Origin of the sequence: Algoriphagus sp. Y33, from assembly GCF_014838715.1 — a bacterium.
Lineage (GTDB): Bacteria > Bacteroidota > Bacteroidia > Cytophagales > Cyclobacteriaceae > Algoriphagus.
Map to the genome: position 1 here is coordinate 4788744 of NZ_CP061947.1, position 18384 is coordinate 4807127.

Genomic DNA, 18384 nt, shown 5'->3' on the forward strand with positions numbered 1-18384 from the left:
GACTTTAGACACAAGACATAAGTATCAAGACTAAGTGCATTGTCTTGCATCTTGATACTAGCTACTTGATACTTATTCATGAAACCAACCCTCATCATCGGCGGCGGAATAATCGGCCTGTTTTCCGCATATTTTCTTCAAAAAGAAGGGATAGAAGTTCAGGTAATCGATCAAGGCGATATGCAGATAAATTGCTCCACGGGCAATGCCGGCATGATTGTGCCCAGCCACATTATCCCCCTGGCAGCTCCCGGCATGATCAGCAAAGGGATTTCTTGGATGTTTTCGTCCAAAAGTCCTTTTTACATCCATCCCCGATTGGATGCCAAGCTGTTGAAATGGTGCTACCAATTCTATAAAGCCGCCACCCCTGCCCATGTGAAGCGAAGTGTGCCCGTATTGAAAAATCTGAGTTTGCTAAGTAAAGCTCTTTATACGGAATTCAGGGATGAGCATCCGGAATCTCTTATCACGCTTCAAGAAAAAGGACTGATGATGATCTATCAGACGGAGGCAGTGGAAAAGGAAGAAATCGAATTCGCTCATCTTGCTAATACAAACGGCCTACAGGCGGATATTCTTACTCCCAATGATATCCGCACCTTCGAGCCAAATCTGGAAGTGAAAGCCCGTGGAGCGGTAAGATTCCCGGGAGATGCGCACTTGGACCCGGGAAAACTATACGCTTTTCTGAAGAGCTACTTACTGGAAAAAGGAGTGAAATTCCATCCAAATACCCAAGTGACTGGCTTTGAGAAAAAAGGAAGCGTAGTAAATGCCGTAATCACGGACAAGCAGAAAATCGATGTGGACAAGGTCATTCTATGTGGAGGATCTTGGTCTGGGGAATTGGCTGAAATGCTGAATTTCTCACTTCCTATGATGGGGGGAAAGGGCTATTCATTTCTTCAGGAAAATAATCCTGAAATTATGCAATCCTCGATTCTGACAGAAATGAAGGTGGCCGTAAGCCCATATGGCCCGCAAATCCGCTTTGGAGGAACAATGGAAATTGCAGGGGTCAATCAAAGGGTAAATATTAATCGCGTAAAAGGGATTTTCGAAGCTATCAACCGCTATTACCCGGAATTTGAAGCCAAATTCCCTGAAGAAAAAAACATCTGGAAAGGCTTGAGACCCTGCTCCCCAGATGGTCTTCCTTACATTGGATTTGCTCCCGGTTATTCCAATGTGTTGGTAAACAGCGGGCATTCCATGATGGGGATCAGTCTTGCTCCTGCCTCCGGCAAAATCATCAGTGAACTGCACCGGCAAAAAGACACTACATTGGAATTGACCGGATTTGAAGTAGGCCGATATAACTGAGCATAAACTAGGACATCTGAAATTGAGTCCTTCGAGGTTTAGAAAACCTTGAAGGACTTATTTTTTTGTATAAATCCTAAACCATTTCATTAAATTGCTATTATGAAATCGAGCATGACTCAAAAGTCACACACTGGAATAATTAATATATGCGAGATTCCATGTGGCCATTGAAAGTCAAATTATAAACAGATGAAACCTGAAGATAAAGACACTGTACAAGAGCCATTTACAGAATATGGGATGTATTCTTATGCGGACTATCTGACTTGGGAGATCGATGAAATGGTCGAGCTAATCAAGGGCAAAGTGTTTCGTTCTGCCGCAGCTGCCCCTAGAAGAAAGCATCAGGAAGTAGGCGGATTACTATATTCTAGATTTTTGATTCATCTGGAAGGAAAAAACTGCAAGGTATTTATCGCTCCGTTTGATGTGAGGTTACCAATTAAATCCAAAAAGAACGAAGAGATATTCACAGTCGTTCAGCCGGATATCTGCGTAGTTTGTGACCGGTCCAAATTGGATGATGCCGGATGCGTCGGAGCACCGGATTTAATAGTAGAAGTGCTTTCTCCCGGGAACAATAAGAAGGAATTAAGGAACAAATATGAAGTTTATGAAGAGTCCGGAGTAACCGAATATTGGGTAATTCACCCGGATGAGGAAACGTTGGTTATCAATAAACTGATAGATGGCAACTATGTTCCCTCCCGGCTTTTCACACACGGTGACATTGTAAAGTCAGATTGTATCGCCGGTTTTGAGATTGATCTGGAAGAATTTTTTGAGAAAATAGATTGAGTGCAGTTCCATAGTGTTGGTTCTAAGCAGAAAACAAATCAATCCAGAGATAAAAAAATCCCGCTTCAGGAGAAGCAGGATAACAGTTCGGCACAAAATCCCAATCGGCTAAGTCGTATAGACCGAATTGAACATCACATAATCCGTAGTTAGATCCGATCCCCAACCTACGCCTTCTTCATCTCCTGTATTGAGTTCGAGTTTTACCCTGATATGGGATTCTCGAAGTAATTTTTTCATGTAAGACTTCTCGAATTCCACCGGATTTCCTTTTTCTAAAACCTGAACAAGATGTTTCTGATCCCCAATAAAAAGGTTGACTTTCTTATAATTAAAAGAAACCCCTGCATTACCTGCCGCAGCGATAATCCGTCCCCAATTTGGATCACGGCCAAACATAGCTGTTTTCACTAGTGTAGAATCCGAAATCGCACGGATAAGTGTTCTTGCAATGGCCTCCGTCCTCGCATTGGTTACTCTGTATTCTATAAACTTTGACGCCCCTTCGCCATCCGACACAATCAGTTTAGCCAAATGAGTCAATAGCTCAAGTAGTTTTTCTAAAAAAACCTCATAGCCTGGATCTTCCTTACTTGATATTTTTCGATTTCCTGCCAATCCATTGGCCAATACAGCCACCATATCATTGGTAGAAGTATCTCCATCCACAGTAATCATATTGAACGATCGATCCACACAGTAAGTCACCGCCTCTTGAAGGAGTTTCTCGTCAATGTTAAAATCCGTCACTACAAAAGCCAGCATAGTCGCCATATTAGGATGAATCATCCCAGAACCTTTGGCTACGCCCCCCATATTGATCATCGCTCCGTCATGCTCAAAGTCGATAAAACCTTCCTTAGCAAAGGTATCTGTCGTCAAAATAGCATTCGCGACAAATGAGCCTGCCTTCAACTCATTACTAAGCTTGGGAATATTGACCTTCAGACCTTCTACTACGTCCTCAGTAGGAAATTCCACTCCAATTATGCCTGTAGATGCTACGATCACGTCGTCTTCCGAAATCCCCAAAGCCTTGGCAGTAGTACGAACCATCGCTTCTGCGCCTTCACGACCCTGATCTCCTGTGCATGCGTTAGCATTACCCGCATTACAGATAATAACCTGAGCTCTATTGTTGGCCAGATGCTTTTCGGTGATTTTAATAGGCTCGGCACGCACTTTATTTTGGGTCAAAGTTCCCGCAGCTGCAGCCGGAACTTCAGAATATATGATAGCCAAATCCCTTTTCATGGATTTCACTCCAGTGTGAGCCCCCCAGCATTTAATGCCACGTACATTGGTAATATTTTTAATCATCTTTTTCTTTATTAAGGTTTTAACGGCACTTGATTCAATCCTTCTGACTCCGCCAAACCAAACATTAAATTCATATTATGGACCGCTTGGCTGGCGGCGCCTTTCAGCAAGTTATCAATGACAGAAATCACAATTACCCGTTCTGTTCTTTCATCCCACACAGGGAAAACATCGCAAAAATGACTTCCTCTCACATCTTTGATTCCAGGAGCTTGATTTCTCAATCTTACAAAAGGTTTGTCTTGATAAAAGTCCCTATAAATTTCCGTCAACTTCTCTTGATTCATATCTCCTGTGACTTTGGCATAAGCTGTCACCAAAATACCCCTATCTACCGGAAGTAGATGGGGGGTAAATTGGACTGCCGTCTGATGTCCTGCCAACGCACCCAATTGCTCCTCTATCTCAATGGTATGCCGATGCCCTGCAATTCCATATGCCTTGAAATTCTCATTCACGCTGGAAAAATGAGTTGTCGCACTCGCCTTCACGCCTGCTCCCGTAAGGCCTGACTTCGCATCTATGATGAGCGATTTTTCCCGTACCAATCGCTTCGCAAAAAGCGGAGCCATGCTAAGTATAGACGCTGTAGGATAGCAACCCGGATTAGCAACCAGATTGGCTCCTTTGATCTGCTCCGCAAAAAGCTCAGGCAAACCATATACCGCAGCATCAAATCCTTCCGGATAGCTATGTTTTTTGTCATACCATTGTTCATAGACTTCTTTGCCGGAAAGCCTAAAATCTCCTGAAAGGTCAATGATCTTTGCGCCGGAATCTTTCCATTTGGCTACAAAATCCATGGAAACCCCATGTGGTAAGGCCAAGAAAATCACATCCGGATTACTATTCCCAACCTCATCTGCACTTACCAAAGGAATGTCCAATCGATTGAAAAACTGTGGATGCAAATCCGAGAAAGGCTTACCCACATGCGATTCAGAAGTGATTATTTCTATAGTAACTTCACTGTGATTGAGAAGTAATCTCGCTAACTCAGATCCTGTAAATCCGGATGCTCCTACTATGGCCGCTTTTAATTTCTGATTGCTCATATTAGGCAGTAACTGCGGTTTCTGTTAAGATTTCGTCCAATTTTTCAAGAAAAATATTCAGCTCATCTCTGCTGATATTAAGGGCTGGCACAAGTCTCAAAATATTTCCGGCAGTCGCATTGGCAACGATTCCTTCTTCGAGCAATTTCAATACAACCGGCTTGGCTTCAGATTTCATTTTTATTCCAAGCATCAACCCTACGCCCCTAACGGATTCAAGCTCATCATGCTTTGTAATTAATTCATCCAATTTTCCTCTCAGCCATTCGCCCGTTTCTGTCGCCCGCTTGCAAAGCTGCTCTTCATTGATCACCTCAATAGTTGCTATCGCCGAAGCCGCCACCAATGGATTGCCTCCAAAAGTAGTCCCGTGATCCCCAAACTCTATAGCACTTGCCACTTTCTCATTGCAAAGCACAGCCCCAATCGGCGCACCGCCACCCAACCCCTTGGCCAACGTCATGATATCTGGCTGTACTCCAAAAAGGTCTTTTGCAAACCATTTCCCGGTTCTACCGATTCCGCACTGGATTTCATCAAAAATCAATAAAACCCCTTTCTCATCACAAAGCTTTCTCAATCCTTCCAAATAAGCTTTTTCCGCAGGAACAACGCCCCCTTCTCCCTGAATCGGCTCCACAATAACGCCTGCTGTATCCTCGTCTATTGCAGCTTCAACAGCCGCAAGATCATTAAATGATACTTGGGCAAACCCGGTGGGGATAGGCCCAAAGCCCTGCTGATATTTCTCTTGGCCCGTAGCAATAGTCGCTAAAGTCCTTCCATGAAAGGAATTATGCATGGAAATGATTTTTCCACCCCTGTCGTGCTTATGCGCATACCTCCTTGCAATTTTGATTGCCCCCTCCACTGACTCTGCTCCACTATTTGTAAGAAAAACGCGATCCAACCCTGAGATTTTCACGAGTAATTCACTCAATGCAACCTGCTGAGGACTTACGAAGAAGTTGGAAACATGCATCAACTGAGCTGCCTGCTCCTGAATCGCTTTTACGACTTTCGGATGGCAATGCCCCACATTGGTAACAGCGATACCGGCCAACAAATCAATGTATTCTTTCCCATCTGCATCCCAGAGTCTACTCCCTTTTCCTTTTATAAAAGCTAAAGGAAAGCGATTGAATGTGGGTAAATAATTCTCTTTGTCTTTTGTATATAAATCTTGGTTAGTCATAGTCTTTTATAGTGTCAAAGTAGTTCCAATTTTCTCCCTGTCAATTACATAATCCGAGATCTGCTTAGGTTTGGTGCCATTTAGAATAATTGCTTTTTTCACCCCTTCTTGCAAAGCCAGCATACAGGATTGAATTTTTGGGATCATTCCTCCTTGGATGGTAGTTCCCATATGGGCCTTCACGGTAGTTTCATTAAGTTGATCGATGATTGAAGCCGGATCCGGGTAATTGAGAAACAGTCCATCTACATCCGTCAGAACAATAAGTTGATCGGCATTCACAGCAGCAGCCAGTTTTCCCGCAAACGTATCCGCATTGATATTGTAGGACGTGCCATCCGCCCCATCAGCCAGACAGGCCACCACAGGCACATAACCTGATTTGCAAAGCAGATTGATCAGGCTATTGTCGATGTCGGTGATTTCACCCACCATGCCTAAATCCACCCTACTACCGTCGGCTGAGGTGTGGAGATATTTTTTAGCCCGGACCATTCCCGCATCCTTGCCGGAAAGACCGATGGCTTTCAGTTTATTTTGATTGAGCGTGGAGATCAAGTCTGCATTGACTTCTCCTATCAGGGCTTTTTGAATTTCTGCAAAAGCTATAGCCTCCGTGACCCTAAGACCATCTACAAAATGTGATTTGATGGCGGCCTTTTCCAGTGCTTTATTGATAAATGGCCCCCCCCCGTGTACCATGATTACTTCATATCCTGCTTCTTGAAGTTTAAAAATCTGCGCAGCAATTTCCTGCTGCAACTGGGGGTTTATCATCGCATTCCCACCATATTTGATGAGAATTCTTTGCTTAGACATTTCTACTTTTTTTATATTAAATTGACTTTTTCCAAATCCGGCTCCCCCTTATGGCTAGACAGTATTGGAAACAAATCAGAATTGAATTTCAGTTTTTAAGTGTTGAGAACTTGACATATACAGGTTTAACTTACTTAACCCGTTATTATCAAACAACCTTCGTACCGAAAGAGAATATTCTTCAGAATACTGCGATGTTATTGGAATAGTGAAACAAAAAACTCTTAAAAGCCAAACGAAAAATACTTACCCGACTTGGCAAGGTGACAGCCTGTCAGTAAACCCCACTAAAACACCGACCCAAATCTCCCTACTATAGTCTCCTTAATGAACTCATTTTTGGGTAAATTAAAGATGATACCCTAACATCCCCTCAAAGTTTTTGGGAGTAAGTACTTCTAGCTTAGACTCAGGGTATGCATCAGTAAACGTTGTGGAAAACCTGACTTTCGATTTATCACTCCACTTGCATTCTATTGCAATCATTTGTCCTTCCACCTCTTCAATAAAATCTATTTCCTGCTGAGCTGTAGTTCTCCAGAAATAGTACTTAGCATCCACATTTTTATAGGCTTGGTATTTCATGCGTTCCACGAGAAAATAATTCTCCCAAAGTGCCCCAGAATCAGTCCTGTTGATCAGTTGGTTGAAATTGCCTAGAATCGCATTCCTAATTCCACAGTCATAGAAATAAATCTTTTTTCCTTTCTTCAATTCAGTCCTCACGTTTCTATTGTACGCGGGAACTCTAAAGATCACAAAGGCTTTTTCCAGTAGGTCAATATATTTTTCTACTGTAACCTTATCCGCGCCTACTATTTGGGCAAGTTCATGGTAATTAACTCCACTGCCCAACTGAAGAGCTAGAGCTTTGAGCAATTTCTCCAACAAGACAGGTTTTTTAATTTGCTCCAGCATTAGCAGATCTTTGTAAAGATAACTTCCTGTCAGAAGCTTCAAAAGCTCCTTTTCTTCTCCCGGATTTGTTACGATTTCAGGATAGCATCCATAAATCATCCTATGCTCAATCATGCGTTTTTCTGCCAGCAAACCATGATGATTAACCATTTCCCCAAAACTCAAAGGGTATAGGAAAAATTCAAATTTACGTCCAGTCAAGGGCTCGTTAGAAAGATTTGCCAAATCAAAAGCAGACGATCCCGTCGCAACAACTTGGATATCTTTCAACTGATCTACGATTATTTTCAATGTCAGCCCAATTCCGGGGATTCGTTGAGCTTCATCAATAAAAAGTATTTTATTATCTCCAAGAATGCTCTTAAGCCGAGCCGCAGAGACATCAGTAAGTTCGGACCGGACATCAGCCTCATCCCCATTCATATATAAGCGTGGATCTGCTATTTCCGCAAGCATGGTTTCACATAGAGTGCTTTCACCAACTTGCCGTGGCCCTAAGAGCAATATCGCCTTATTCCGAAATAAACGTTCCTTGATTGATGGTATTATAGTCCTTACGATTGGGGCTGATGACATATCAAGCAAAGTGTAATCACAAATTTAATATCATTTTTGTGATTTAACTCTTTTCCAACACCTTCACCATCTTATCAAATCCCTTTTTGATTTCTGCTAACTGGTGGTCTCTGGAACCTTCCAACGCTTCTTTTGGAGCTGATGTGGCAATTAGGAATTGACTATAGATTTCCGAAAACTCAATCGAACGCTGATTGCCTTTCAATCCCCAAGTATCCAAGTAGGCACCAAGCTTCTCTACTTTCAATCCCACATGCGGCACGGCATAGCTTAAAGCCGTAATTGCTCCATGCAAGCTCGTACCCACATAGCACTTGGCATTGGCGATGAGATACATGATGTCCCAGATATTATCCGCATCAAAATAGCTATAGGGGCTTTTCATAAGCGAACCCAATTCCTGCAGAGCTTCATGATCGTCATGGTCCAAAGCCTTTCCAATAGGGCAAAGGCAGATTTCAGTTTTCCCTTTTTGATAAATTTCATCCAGTCCACCGGCAATTACTTGCTCGTGCCCACGGGTAGTCTTCTTGTTTATCTGCGCAAACACGTACTTACCGGCATGTTTTTCCACATACTCCGCTACTTCAGAGGTGATTCTTTTTTTGAGAAAATCCAATGGATAAAATTCCGACATCAAGATGGCTGAATCAGGAAACAGATCGGCATGGAGTCCGTTTTTCTTCAAATTATCTACAGTCAGCTGATCGCGCACTGCGAAATAATCCGCATTCTGAAGCTTCTCCTTCAGAAAACCATATTTAGCAAAAACTGCAGGGCTTAGACCGGAACCTCCCAAGGAATTCAAAGCCACAGACTGTACTCCGGCAAAATCAGACTTGTCAAACACAAAAGGAAGGGTGGTTTTTCCTTTGAGGATTTTCTTGGTCCAGGCATTCAAATCCAGCACCTTATTGACTTTTACATGACTTTTATTGATTCGCTGAAAAAGGGGATTCAAAGCAGCATACAGCGAATTCCAAGTCACTCCCAACGCCTCGCCGCCTGCTACGATCACATGTACCGGATCCGACGGATTATTACATGCTTTATAAAACTGCTGAAGACCTTTGGTAGGCAGTCCCCCCACACGGGACAGGTCACTCTCTACTAACCCGAAATATTCAAATTCGAAATCTTTCCCGTATGAACTCAATTGCCTTTCGATCACCAATGGAAAAAGTAAATCTCCGTAATTGTATCGGTCGAAAGCTCCTATGATTAAGACTTTTGTCATGTGTTTGTTTTAAATTGTAGGTCATAGATTAAAGTCTACAGCCCATTATGGTGCCTCAAAAGCTCCCAGACTTAACCTAAAGCATAGTGTGAAACTTGTTTTTGCATGGCGTGAAAGACTCCCTGCAAAAAAGATACTTAATTTTAAATCCGGAGAAATTAACCATAGGAACTATTTTTGGTAAGTAGCACGTAAATTCATTACAAAATTATCAAAAGACCATTTTGAGCACCAAACCAGTTGCCGTCAATCGTATTTTTTCAGGTTCAGTCTGGGGAATTTTAGCCAAAATTCTGGATGCAGCTGCTAAGTTTGTAACCATTCCACTACTGGTAGGCTATTATGGAAAAGCAGACTATGGATTGATCGCCTTAGCATTCTCGTTAAATGCCTATTTAAGGCTGATGGATTTAGGAATGAATGTGGGTTCTGTACGCTTTTTCTCCATGTGGGAAGCCAAAGCTGACTGGGAAAACATCGGAAAAGCTTCCCGCTCCAGTATCATTTTCTATGGCACAATTGGGCTTATCAACGCACTGATTTTCATGTTTATGGCCAATTATGGCCAATTTTTCTTCAATCTAAATTCTGATCAGATCCCTACCTACAGGATCATGATGTATATACTTTCGGCCAGTACAGTTTTGAATTGGTTATCGAATGTCATCATCCAATTACTCAGTGCCAAAGACGAACTGGGTTATGTGAACCGGGTTACGGTGGTAAGCAGCTTGCTCAACTTTATTATGGCAATCGCGGCCATACATTTTAAGTGGTCATTACCGGTTTATTTTCTGTTTTACACACTTTCGACACTGGTTCCTATTCCACTGAATATTATTCGGTTACGGATTTTCCCCATTCCTGTGGGGCAACTCCTTAAACCAAAATGGGATGGTAAGATTTTTAGAGAAATCATGGGCTATAGTTCAGCGATATTTCTCATGGGGCTTTTCCAGCTGACCGCAAACGAGTTGCGCCCTATCCTACTGGCAAAATTCGCTTCAGGCATAGATGTTCTCACAGATTACCGTGTGATACAGACCATTGCAATGTTGATTATTTCCTTTGGGACAATCTTTCTCCAGGTGCTGCTGCCATCGGCATCCAAAGTATACCAGGAGGGAAACCACGTTAAAATGGAAAAGATGGTTTTTACCGCCACCCGGTACATTTCAATCTTTCTAAGTTTTATCGTATTCCTGCTGGTGCTGAATTCTGAATCAATTCTTCTCCTCTATATGGGGAAAGACTACCTCCATTTGGCTGTTTGGTTGAATATTTGGCTCCTCACAGTGCTACTTAATATGCACAATACCCCAGTGGCAAGTTTGGTGCTTTCTTCGGGCAAGACCCGCTTCTTGATTTACTCCTCAGCGACAGCGTGTATTCTTTCGCTTCCCATCACTGTTGTACTGGCACCTACATTGAATGTGGGAGCAGCAGTTATAGGCTATCTGGCCTATATGCTGATACAAATCGGTTTTTTCTATGTTTATTACATTCCTAAAGTGCTAAAGTTAGATAGCAAGAAGATTTTCTTGGGTGCTTTTTCACCTTCCGTCTTGGGCGCTATCGTGGCATTTGCCGTTGCCTTTGGTGCAGGCAAATTGATAGATATTCCTGAAAGTTTGCTTGGAATGATCGTGCTTTCGGTGATTTTCACTACGGTTTTTGCCGCATTCCATTTTCTGTTTATCATCAAAGCCGCTGATATTGAATTTCTGCGCACTAAAATTTTGAAAAGAAAACCATCCGATGAGCAAGAATAAATTTTCGATTTGTATTCCTGCCTACAAGAGCAAATACCTCCAAGAATGCATTGACAGCATCTTGGCCCAGACGATTGCGGACTTCGAATTGATCATTTTGAATGATTGCTCGCCAGAGCAGGTTGAGGAGATTGTTTTAAAAAATTCCGATCCGAGAATCCGCTATTTCAAAAATGAAAAGAATGTGGGAGCGTATGATTTGGTGGATAATTGGAACAAATGCCTTGAATTGTCAACTGGGGAATATCTCGTCATAATGGGTGACGATGACCGATTAGCACCGGATTACCTAGCCGAGTTCTCCAAATTGATCGATAGCTATCCAACACTAAATGTCTATCACTGTCGCAGCAAAATAATCGATGACGATGGAAACGATGTCGTGCTCACCCCGGCACTGCCCCCGTTTGAATATGTCTATGACTCGATCTGGCACCGTCTACGTCAGTTGCGGTCCAATTACATCTCCGACTATATGTATAATACTTCTGCTCTGAAAGCTCAAGGAGGTTTCTACAAGCTTCCATTGGCTTGGGGTTCGGATGATATCACGGCATTTATCGCTTCTGCAACGACGGGAATTGCACATAGCAACAAGCCCGTATTTGAGTACCGTAGCAATCGCCTCTCCATCACTTCCACGGGAAATGACCTGCATAAGATGATGGCGGACCTGAGTTATGCCGAGTGGCTGAACCAATTCATGAAAACCAACCCGCCTCATTCTTCGGACAAGGTGATTTATGAGCACTTGCTGGAAGAGCTAGGCAACTACATGCACCAAAAGAAGCTTTACACGATGATGCTGTCTATGCGCAGCAATCCTGTGGAAAAAGCAAAAATCTGGATGAGCAGCCGAGGCCGATTTGGACTGTCAATCAAGGATATTGGAGTTGCCATGGCGAAAAGCATAAATAAAAAAAGCTCTTGACGCCGATGAGCCTAACCACCAAAATCATCTTCAATCCCTGTGAAAACAAGGAAAATCAATACATCGCCATTCTGGTAAATGGGCTTGAAAAGCACGGCTTTGACGTAAGTAAACTGGATGATTTCTTATCCTCCGGAGATCATTACCGCTCCCTCCAACTGGTTCATTTGAACTGGTTTGAAAATCTGGACGATAGTAGTCGGCAAAGCATGTGGAAGAGTTATTTCAGAAAACTGGTAGTTTTGGCAGCTGTGAAATTCGGAAAGAAGAAACTGGTGTGGACCATGCATAACAGGCTTTCCCATGAGAAAAAGTCCGGAAAACTGAGTAGGTCACTCACCCGGAAGCTGGTCTCACAGGCCAATGCGATTGTGATTCATTCGGCCGTGTCCGAAGAGATTTTGCGCAGCCAATATCCAACTCTACAGGCAAAAATCGTCCATATCCCCCATCCTGACTTTATGGATGTGTATGGCCCGATGATTCCTGAAGACCGAGGAAACAGATCATCCCCGCTAAAACTTCTTTTTCTGGGAGCAATTAAGCCCTATAAAAACATTGAATTGCTTATAGAGGTGGCAAAAAGATTTGGTGAGGAAGTTCAGTTGACTGTAGCAGGAAATCCGAATTCCTCCTCTTACAGGGAAGAGTTGAAGAAGTTAGCACAGGGTACAGGCAACATTTCCCTGGATCTGAAATTTATTCCGGATGAAGATCTACCCAACTACATTCATCAATCAGACTTACTTATTCTTCCTTATTCGCTGGAAAGCAGTCTGAATTCGGGAACTGTCATTTTGGGGTTTTCGTATGGGAGAACAGTAATCTGCCCAAGAATTGGCACTATTGATGATTTAGATGCCGGTCAGGATGTATTTGACTATAGTTATGACACCGAAACAGAACACCTAGAGGCGCTTGAAAAGCAGATTAAAATAGCTATAAAACTTCATCAAAATGATTCTAATTCATTGATTGGGAAAGGTCATAGAATGCAGAATCTGGTTCTCAAAAACAACAACAAAGAAAACGTAGTCCGTCAATTAGTTGAGCTCTACGGAAGCTTATTACACTAAACATCCCTTTTTCGTCAAAACCAATACATGAAATCGAACATGACGAAGAACTACGCCCGAAAGATGATTATAAACCTTGCGGGATTCTCCCGAGAATCGGGACGGGCTATCCCGTTTCCATCGTCAAGGGATAGATTATGAGCTCTAAAAAGCTAATTAAAAGCACATGAAAATAGTGTACATCAATTCTCTTTACAGTCCGCTGATCGAAGGTGGTGCGGAGATTTCCCTGAAGCTGATCGTGGAAGGAATGAAATCTCTGGGGCATGAGGTAGTGGTCTTGAGTCTGATGCCGGAGAAAGGGCTAAAAAAAGAACAGGTAGATGGAGTGACAGTATATAGAGCAGGGCTGCAAAATGCCTATTGGCCTTATTCAAAAGCTAAAAAAAATAAGCTTTCCCGACTTGCCTGGCACTACCGTGACCAATCAAATGAGGCTATGGCCAAGGTAGTGAAAGAAATTATGGTTACTGAAAAACCGGATATAGCCTCTTGTCATAACCTTGCAGGATGGTCTGCCGCGGTATGGGCTCCGATTTATAAGGCAGAAATCCCTATTGTTCAGGTTTTACATGACCTGTACCTGCTTTGCCCAAACAGTAACATGTTTAAAAACGAGCAGACTTGTGAAAATCAATGCTTCAGTTGCAAACTTTTACGCACTAATCACGCAGAGATATCAAAGCAAATTTCGGCAGTAGTAGGTATCAGCAACAGTATTTTGCAGCGATTTGTGGATTTTGGCTACTTCGTAAACGCTTCTAAGCACATTATTTATAATACCCGTACTGTGCCTACCCCGAAGCTTAAACTTCCTCGCCGGACAGGGCAGCCTATAAGATTTGGTTATTTAGGCACTCTTTCTAAAGTCAAAGGGTTGGAATGGCTAATTGGGCAGTTTAAGAAACTGGATTTTAATGCAGGCTTGAGCATTGCGGGAAAAGGTGATATGGGATACGAGAAGCATTTGAAAGAAATTTCCTCAGGAGACGCTATCACGTTTGTAGGCTATGTGGATTCTACTGAATTCCTTGCTGAAATTGATGTTTTGATAGTGCCGTCACTTTGGGAAGAGCCACTGGGAATGGTTGCGATTGAAGCTTTAGCCAACCACGTACCTGTCATCGCCAATAAGAGAGGCGGCCTGCAAGAGACTGTAAAAGACGGAGTCAACGGCTTGTATTGCCATGACAGTGCCCCAGACTCTCTGAGCAAGGCAATGAGCAAGCTTTATGATAATCCTAAGCTATACAATCAGTTCAGCACTGCTGCCCGTGCATCTGTGGCTTCCATTCTGGATGCGGATAGGATGATCGGAGAATATGAAACAGTATTGAAAGAGACCTTGAAAAAGTACAAACTCGAAGTTTCACTATGAGCACTCCTCAAACTACACTTGCTGGTCAAGCAGCCGTGCTTGAAGGAAATGACTGGAAAGCCGTGTCAATTGCGGAGTACCTATTTTTGATTTCGTTGGTTTGCATATTTCTGCCGGTGAAAATCTATCCTCCGGTTTTTCTGATAAGTTGTTATTTTTTCTATCGGGAAACTCCAAAGCTGAATTTCCCCAATTGGTCAATCGCACTCGCTGTTTTCAGCAGCTATGCGATATTGAGCTACCTTATCCATTACCCGGGAGAGCCTCTGGCCTTAACGAACATCATCAAACTAGTCACCAATTTCCTTTACCTCTTTTTTGCAATTAATTGGCTGGGCTCGAGAGATAATGAGTCCCTAATCGCCAAGCTGGATTTGACACTCCTTGGGGTGCTTACCTTGTCACTGGTGCAACTTTTGATCTATCACCAAGCCTATGATTTCAAATTGATCACCGGAAGTGACTCTTCAGGTCAAGCGAGCTCGCTCTACAGGGAGTCGCTCTATTATTGGGGGTTGGATGACAAAAATATGTTTGGAGCCAGAATTGCCTTGGTGGGTTTTTCCTATATCTGCATTCCCATAGTGTCAAAAAGCCAGCTATCCCTCGGAAGAATTGCCTTTGTTTTTGTTATCGCATTTCTGAGTCTTTCCCGTACGCCCATAGTGGCATTGATACTGGGTATATTCGTTCTGGTCTGGATTTCTGTAGATAGAAAATGGAAAATCGGCATGCTGGTTTTGATCGCCGTAGCTCTGCCATTTGTCCTCCAAAAAATAATCCGGGTAGATTCTCTGACTTCGTCCAACGACGGGATGGGAATTCGACTGGTTTATTGGACGGCATTTTTTGATCACTTTGATACAATTTCTCCTTTGGGAAATGGGTTCTTGAGCGCTCCAGGATTTCTTGAAAAGTATGCTAAATTCTACCGAGGCGAACCCCATATTCATAATACATTCCTATCCACTTACCTAGAGATGGGTGTTGTAGGGTTTACTTCCTTTCTCACTTTTTTGGTTTGGTTTATTAGAGACTGCTTCCGAAAAACACCACATGTTACCTTATGGGCGATCCTTCTCTTGCCGATCATCGCCATTATGATGATCCTTTATTCCGGATATGACAACGATGTCGTCATATATTTCTGTCTCATTTACCTGATCGGAACCCAGTCCACAGTCAACTTCAAAAACATAAGCCCCAGTCTATGAAAAGTAAAAAAACAATACTAATAGACAGTCGCTGGGTGGGGAACACGGGTATTGGAAGATTGTACCAAGAAGTGATAAAATATGCCCCAAGTACACTTTCTTGCGAGTATGTTGGGAACAAAATGGGTTTGGGGAATTTACTGACTCCTTTGATGCTGGGCGAGGAAATAAAGAAGTCAAATGCGGATGTTTTCTACAGCCCCTCCTTTATGCCACCTGCTTTTTCGAAGATCCCTTTCATTTTCACGGTACATGATTTAATGCATTTATTCTACTATTCAAAGCTGCATAAGATCTATTATGAGCAGATCATTGCCAGACTGGCAAAGAAAGCGCAGAAAATCATCACTGTTTCCCATTTCAGCAAAAGCCAACTGGTGGACATCCTCGGAATTCCTGATGGCTTAATAAAAGTGATCTATAATGGAGTAGACGGCCATTTTCTTGAAAATAATGAGGAATATGAAAGTGACCGCCCTTATTTTCTATATGTAGGAAACCGCCGAAAAAACAAGAATTTGACGGCAATGCTCACGGCATTTTCAAATGCTAGAATCTCTGATGAGTTTATGTTTTATCTCTCCGGAAATCCGGATTCGGAGCTTGATGCATTGATCAACAGCCTTGGAATTCAGAAAAGGGTTCAATTTTTGGGTTTTATAGAAGAACAGGATTTACCCAAGCTATACAAAGGCGCCCATGCTACTTTGTTTGCCTCACTGATGGAAGGATTTGGTCTACCTGTCATAGAATCAATGGCCTCGGGCACTCCTGTATTGACTTCATGTACCAGCTCACTTCCAGAAATCGCCGGTGGTGCTGCACTTTGCGTGGATCCCACAGAAGTTTCTGCCATTCAAACAGGGATAGAGAAACTCGTGGATGATGAGGTTTTCTATGTAGAATGCATACTTAAAGGACTAGAACGGGCCAGGGAATTTAGCTGGGAAAAAACGGCTAAAGAAACATGGGACACCATTTTATCAAAAAATTCCTAGCCCATGACGGCTCTACCCTAACGGGATCGCAGCCGTTAACTAGTAAATTCATAACTAAGATTATTATGATTAGATATATTCAATTACTGCTTTTACTCCTTTTTGCACTGCCTGTTTCGGGGGTTTGCCAGACTGATTCATCTGAAAGCGGAAAAAGAATCAATGTGCTTGACTTTGAAATTTCTGCTGTTTCAGAGATTGACCAAACAGAGGCTATTCAAAAGGTTATTGATCAAGCCAGTGAGGGCGACACCGTGTTTTTTCCGAATGGCCAATACCTTATCCGTACAATTCTGCTGAGATCAGGAATAAATATCCTATCCGAGGGCACCATTAAACATCATGGAGCGGCCAAAGCAGGAGAATATTCTATAGAAAAACAAAACTCTCCCAATCCGTTGATTTTGGGAAAGGAAGTAAACAACGTGAGTATTTCACTCAAAGGAGAATCCAAAAACGAGGGTATCTATCTCTTAAACAGTCACCAAATCCGCATTTACAACACTGAGTTAATCGGTGATTCGACTAAACGGAGGGCTTTTCCGGGTGTTATGACCTTTGAGTCTAGTGAAGTTGTTATTTCTAATACAAGAATTCATCATTTCGGAATGCCACGCTCCGAAACGCACAGTTATCAGCCGGGTACAGGAATACGGATTTTATCCAGTCATTCAATTTCAATCCATGATTCTGAGATTTATAAGAATGGAGAAAATGGCGTTTTCATCCACGGGAGCGAAAAAGTAGAAGTGTCTGGCAATGTGATTCACCACAATGGAATGTCTGCTATACAAGTTGCCTTTGGAGGTTCGGGAAAGGAAAAAGACTATAATTTTTCCAATAATATCATGGATGGGAATGCTGCCGATGCAATAGATATTAACAACCGGTCCAAAGAAAAAGCAAAAGACATTGAGTGTTTGATTGTGGAAAACATAACCTGCGGAAATGGCTTTGTGAAAAACGAATCAACTCCCGATGGCTCCGGCATAGTTACGTTGATTAATGTATCAAATGTCGTGATTTATAAAAACGAAGCTTACAAAAACAACCGTCCTGCGATCTATTTGGAAAGCTGTGGATTGGTTTTGGCAAAGGAAAACCGGGCTGACAATCAGGTAGAAATCACCCTTGATCTGGAAGAATTGCATCTGCACAACAATAGATTCAGCAGCATCAATTTGATAGCAAATACCAATGCAAAGAAAATCCACCTCAGGGAAAATAACCTTGGCTCACTTTCCTTGCCCAATGGAATTCAGGTAGATGAGTTTATTGTGGAAAACAATAGCTTTACTCATGCAAACTTTAACTTTAACATGACAGGGCAGGTGCATCTGATAGGCAATCAAATTAAAAACAGCTCTAAAAATCAAGCAATATTAATTACCAAAGCAGACAATGCGCTTTTGGAAAACAACACAATTTTAAGTCAAAATTCCTCAGCGATTGTTATCAGAAACACCGCCAAAAAAGTCCAGATCATAGGAAATCAGATCAACTCATTCAACACAGCCATTTTTGACGACAACTCTCAAGAATTGGCCGTAAAGAATAACATCATTACATCCATTGCCGGTGGAAAGGAAAATCAGGCATTTCGAAGTCACTACCCCCAGAACTTAACTTTGGTTGGAAATGAATACAGAGGAATCGAAAATACCGAGACGGTTCTTCTTGTGGGAAAAGGAAAAGCGACCGTTGGAAAAGAAAAACTCATTTCCGGTACGGCTAATTATGGAGGAGTAGAAATTTCGAAATATTAATT

At 42.4% G+C, this 18384-nt stretch carries 15 protein-coding genes; 9 read left to right on the forward strand and 6 right to left on the reverse strand.

Features of this window, described 5'->3' with window-relative positions:
* Positions 1 to 78: 78 nt before the first annotated feature.
* Entirely contained in the window at positions 79 to 1326 is a 1248-nt protein-coding gene (locus tag ID165_RS19435) for an FAD-binding oxidoreductase (RefSeq protein ID WP_192347086.1), read from the forward strand.
* A 192-nt stretch (positions 1327 to 1518) separates the two neighbouring features.
* Positions 1519 to 2127: a Uma2 family endonuclease gene (locus ID165_RS19440; protein ID WP_192347087.1), complete on the forward strand. Its 609-nt coding sequence runs from the start codon at positions 1519 to 1521 to the stop codon at positions 2125 to 2127.
* Between the two features lie 108 nt (positions 2128 to 2235).
* Here the strand turns inward: ID165_RS19440 and argJ are convergent, their stop codons facing one another.
* From argJ to ID165_RS19470, 6 genes are all read right to left on the reverse strand, one after another.
* Positions 2236 to 3447, reverse strand: coding sequence for a bifunctional glutamate N-acetyltransferase/amino-acid acetyltransferase ArgJ (gene argJ / locus ID165_RS19445; protein WP_192347088.1), 1212 nt, complete (start codon positions 3445 to 3447; stop codon positions 2236 to 2238).
* An 11-nt stretch (positions 3448 to 3458) separates the two neighbouring features.
* Positions 3459 to 4502 carry an N-acetyl-gamma-glutamyl-phosphate reductase gene (argC, locus tag ID165_RS19450; RefSeq protein ID WP_192347089.1) on the reverse strand — a complete coding sequence of 348 codons (1044 nt, stop codon included), beginning with the start codon at positions 4500 to 4502 and terminating at the stop codon, positions 3459 to 3461.
* 1 nt (position 4503) lies between these two features.
* Positions 4504 to 5697 (reverse strand): aspartate aminotransferase family protein, encoded by a 1194-nt coding sequence (locus ID165_RS19455; RefSeq protein WP_192347090.1) that lies wholly within the window; start codon positions 5695 to 5697, stop codon positions 4504 to 4506.
* A gap of 6 nt (positions 5698 to 5703) precedes the next feature.
* The gene (argB, locus tag ID165_RS19460; protein ID WP_192347091.1) at positions 5704 to 6516 is read right to left on the reverse strand and encodes an acetylglutamate kinase; all 813 of its coding nucleotides are present in this window, start codon (positions 6514 to 6516) and stop codon (positions 5704 to 5706) included.
* Between the two features lie 348 nt (positions 6517 to 6864).
* The gene (locus tag ID165_RS19465) at positions 6865 to 8010 is read right to left on the reverse strand and encodes an ATP-binding protein (protein WP_192347092.1); all 1146 of its coding nucleotides are present in this window, start codon (positions 8008 to 8010) and stop codon (positions 6865 to 6867) included.
* A gap of 43 nt (positions 8011 to 8053) precedes the next feature.
* Complete coding sequence (locus ID165_RS19470) at positions 8054 to 9247, reverse strand: polysaccharide pyruvyl transferase family protein (RefSeq protein WP_192347093.1); 1194 nt, start codon at positions 9245 to 9247, stop codon at positions 8054 to 8056.
* Between the two features lie 224 nt (positions 9248 to 9471).
* On the opposite strand from ID165_RS19470, the gene ID165_RS19475 reads away from it, so the two are divergent.
* The 7 genes from ID165_RS19475 to ID165_RS19505 all read left to right on the forward strand — a co-directional run bounded on the left by ID165_RS19475 (position 9472) and on the right by ID165_RS19505 (position 18382).
* Complete coding sequence (locus ID165_RS19475; protein WP_192347094.1) at positions 9472 to 11019, forward strand: lipopolysaccharide biosynthesis protein; 1548 nt, start codon at positions 9472 to 9474, stop codon at positions 11017 to 11019.
* On the forward strand, positions 11006 to 11950 hold the full coding sequence (locus ID165_RS19480; protein ID WP_192347095.1) for a glycosyltransferase family 2 protein: 945 nt from the start codon (positions 11006 to 11008) through the stop codon (positions 11948 to 11950). Before ID165_RS19475 ends, ID165_RS19480 begins: the two co-directional genes overlap by 14 nt.
* Before the next feature lie 5 nt (positions 11951 to 11955).
* Positions 11956 to 13026, forward strand: coding sequence for a glycosyltransferase (locus ID165_RS19485; RefSeq protein ID WP_192347096.1), 1071 nt, complete (start codon positions 11956 to 11958; stop codon positions 13024 to 13026).
* A 166-nt stretch (positions 13027 to 13192) separates the two neighbouring features.
* Positions 13193 to 14404 (forward strand): glycosyltransferase family 4 protein, encoded by a 1212-nt coding sequence (locus ID165_RS19490; RefSeq protein WP_192347097.1) that lies wholly within the window; start codon positions 13193 to 13195, stop codon positions 14402 to 14404.
* A complete protein-coding gene (locus ID165_RS19495; protein ID WP_192347098.1) occupies positions 14401 to 15618 on the forward strand; it encodes an O-antigen ligase in 1218 nt (405 codons plus the stop codon). Before ID165_RS19490 ends, ID165_RS19495 begins: the two co-directional genes overlap by 4 nt.
* A complete protein-coding gene (locus ID165_RS19500) occupies positions 15615 to 16616 on the forward strand; it encodes a glycosyltransferase family 1 protein (protein WP_192347099.1) in 1002 nt (333 codons plus the stop codon). Before ID165_RS19495 ends, ID165_RS19500 begins: the two co-directional genes overlap by 4 nt.
* A 65-nt stretch (positions 16617 to 16681) precedes the next feature.
* A complete protein-coding gene (locus tag ID165_RS19505) occupies positions 16682 to 18382 on the forward strand; it encodes a right-handed parallel beta-helix repeat-containing protein (RefSeq protein WP_192347100.1) in 1701 nt (566 codons plus the stop codon).
* Positions 18383 to 18384 lie beyond the last annotated feature (2 nt).

Coding starts and splice junctions, on each gene's coding strand:
- ID165_RS19470 (WP_192347093.1), bottom strand. CDS start 9,247: ATGACAAAAGTCTTAATCATAGGAGCTTTCGACCGATACAATTACGGA.
- argC (WP_192347089.1), bottom strand. CDS start 4,502: ATGAGCAATCAGAAATTAAAAGCGGCCATAGTAGGAGCATCCGGATTT.
- ID165_RS19500 (WP_192347099.1), top strand. CDS start 15,615: ATGAAAAGTAAAAAAACAATACTAATAGACAGTCGCTGGGTGGGGAAC.
- ID165_RS19505 (WP_192347100.1), top strand. CDS start 16,682: ATGATTAGATATATTCAATTACTGCTTTTACTCCTTTTTGCACTGCCT.
- ID165_RS19455 (WP_192347090.1), bottom strand. CDS start 5,697: ATGACTAACCAAGATTTATATACAAAAGACAAAGAGAATTATTTACCC.
- argB (WP_192347091.1), bottom strand. CDS start 6,516: ATGTCTAAGCAAAGAATTCTCATCAAATATGGTGGGAATGCGATGATA.
- ID165_RS19495 (WP_192347098.1), top strand. CDS start 14,401: ATGAGCACTCCTCAAACTACACTTGCTGGTCAAGCAGCCGTGCTTGAA.
- argJ (WP_192347088.1), bottom strand. CDS start 3,447: ATGATTAAAAATATTACCAATGTACGTGGCATTAAATGCTGGGGGGCT.
- ID165_RS19440 (WP_192347087.1), top strand. CDS start 1,519: ATGAAACCTGAAGATAAAGACACTGTACAAGAGCCATTTACAGAATAT.
- ID165_RS19480 (WP_192347095.1), top strand. CDS start 11,006: ATGAGCAAGAATAAATTTTCGATTTGTATTCCTGCCTACAAGAGCAAA.
- ID165_RS19435 (WP_192347086.1), top strand. CDS start 79: ATGAAACCAACCCTCATCATCGGCGGCGGAATAATCGGCCTGTTTTCC.
- ID165_RS19485 (WP_192347096.1), top strand. CDS start 11,956: ATGAGCCTAACCACCAAAATCATCTTCAATCCCTGTGAAAACAAGGAA.
- ID165_RS19465 (WP_192347092.1), bottom strand. CDS start 8,010: ATGTCATCAGCCCCAATCGTAAGGACTATAATACCATCAATCAAGGAA.
- ID165_RS19490 (WP_192347097.1), top strand. CDS start 13,193: ATGAAAATAGTGTACATCAATTCTCTTTACAGTCCGCTGATCGAAGGT.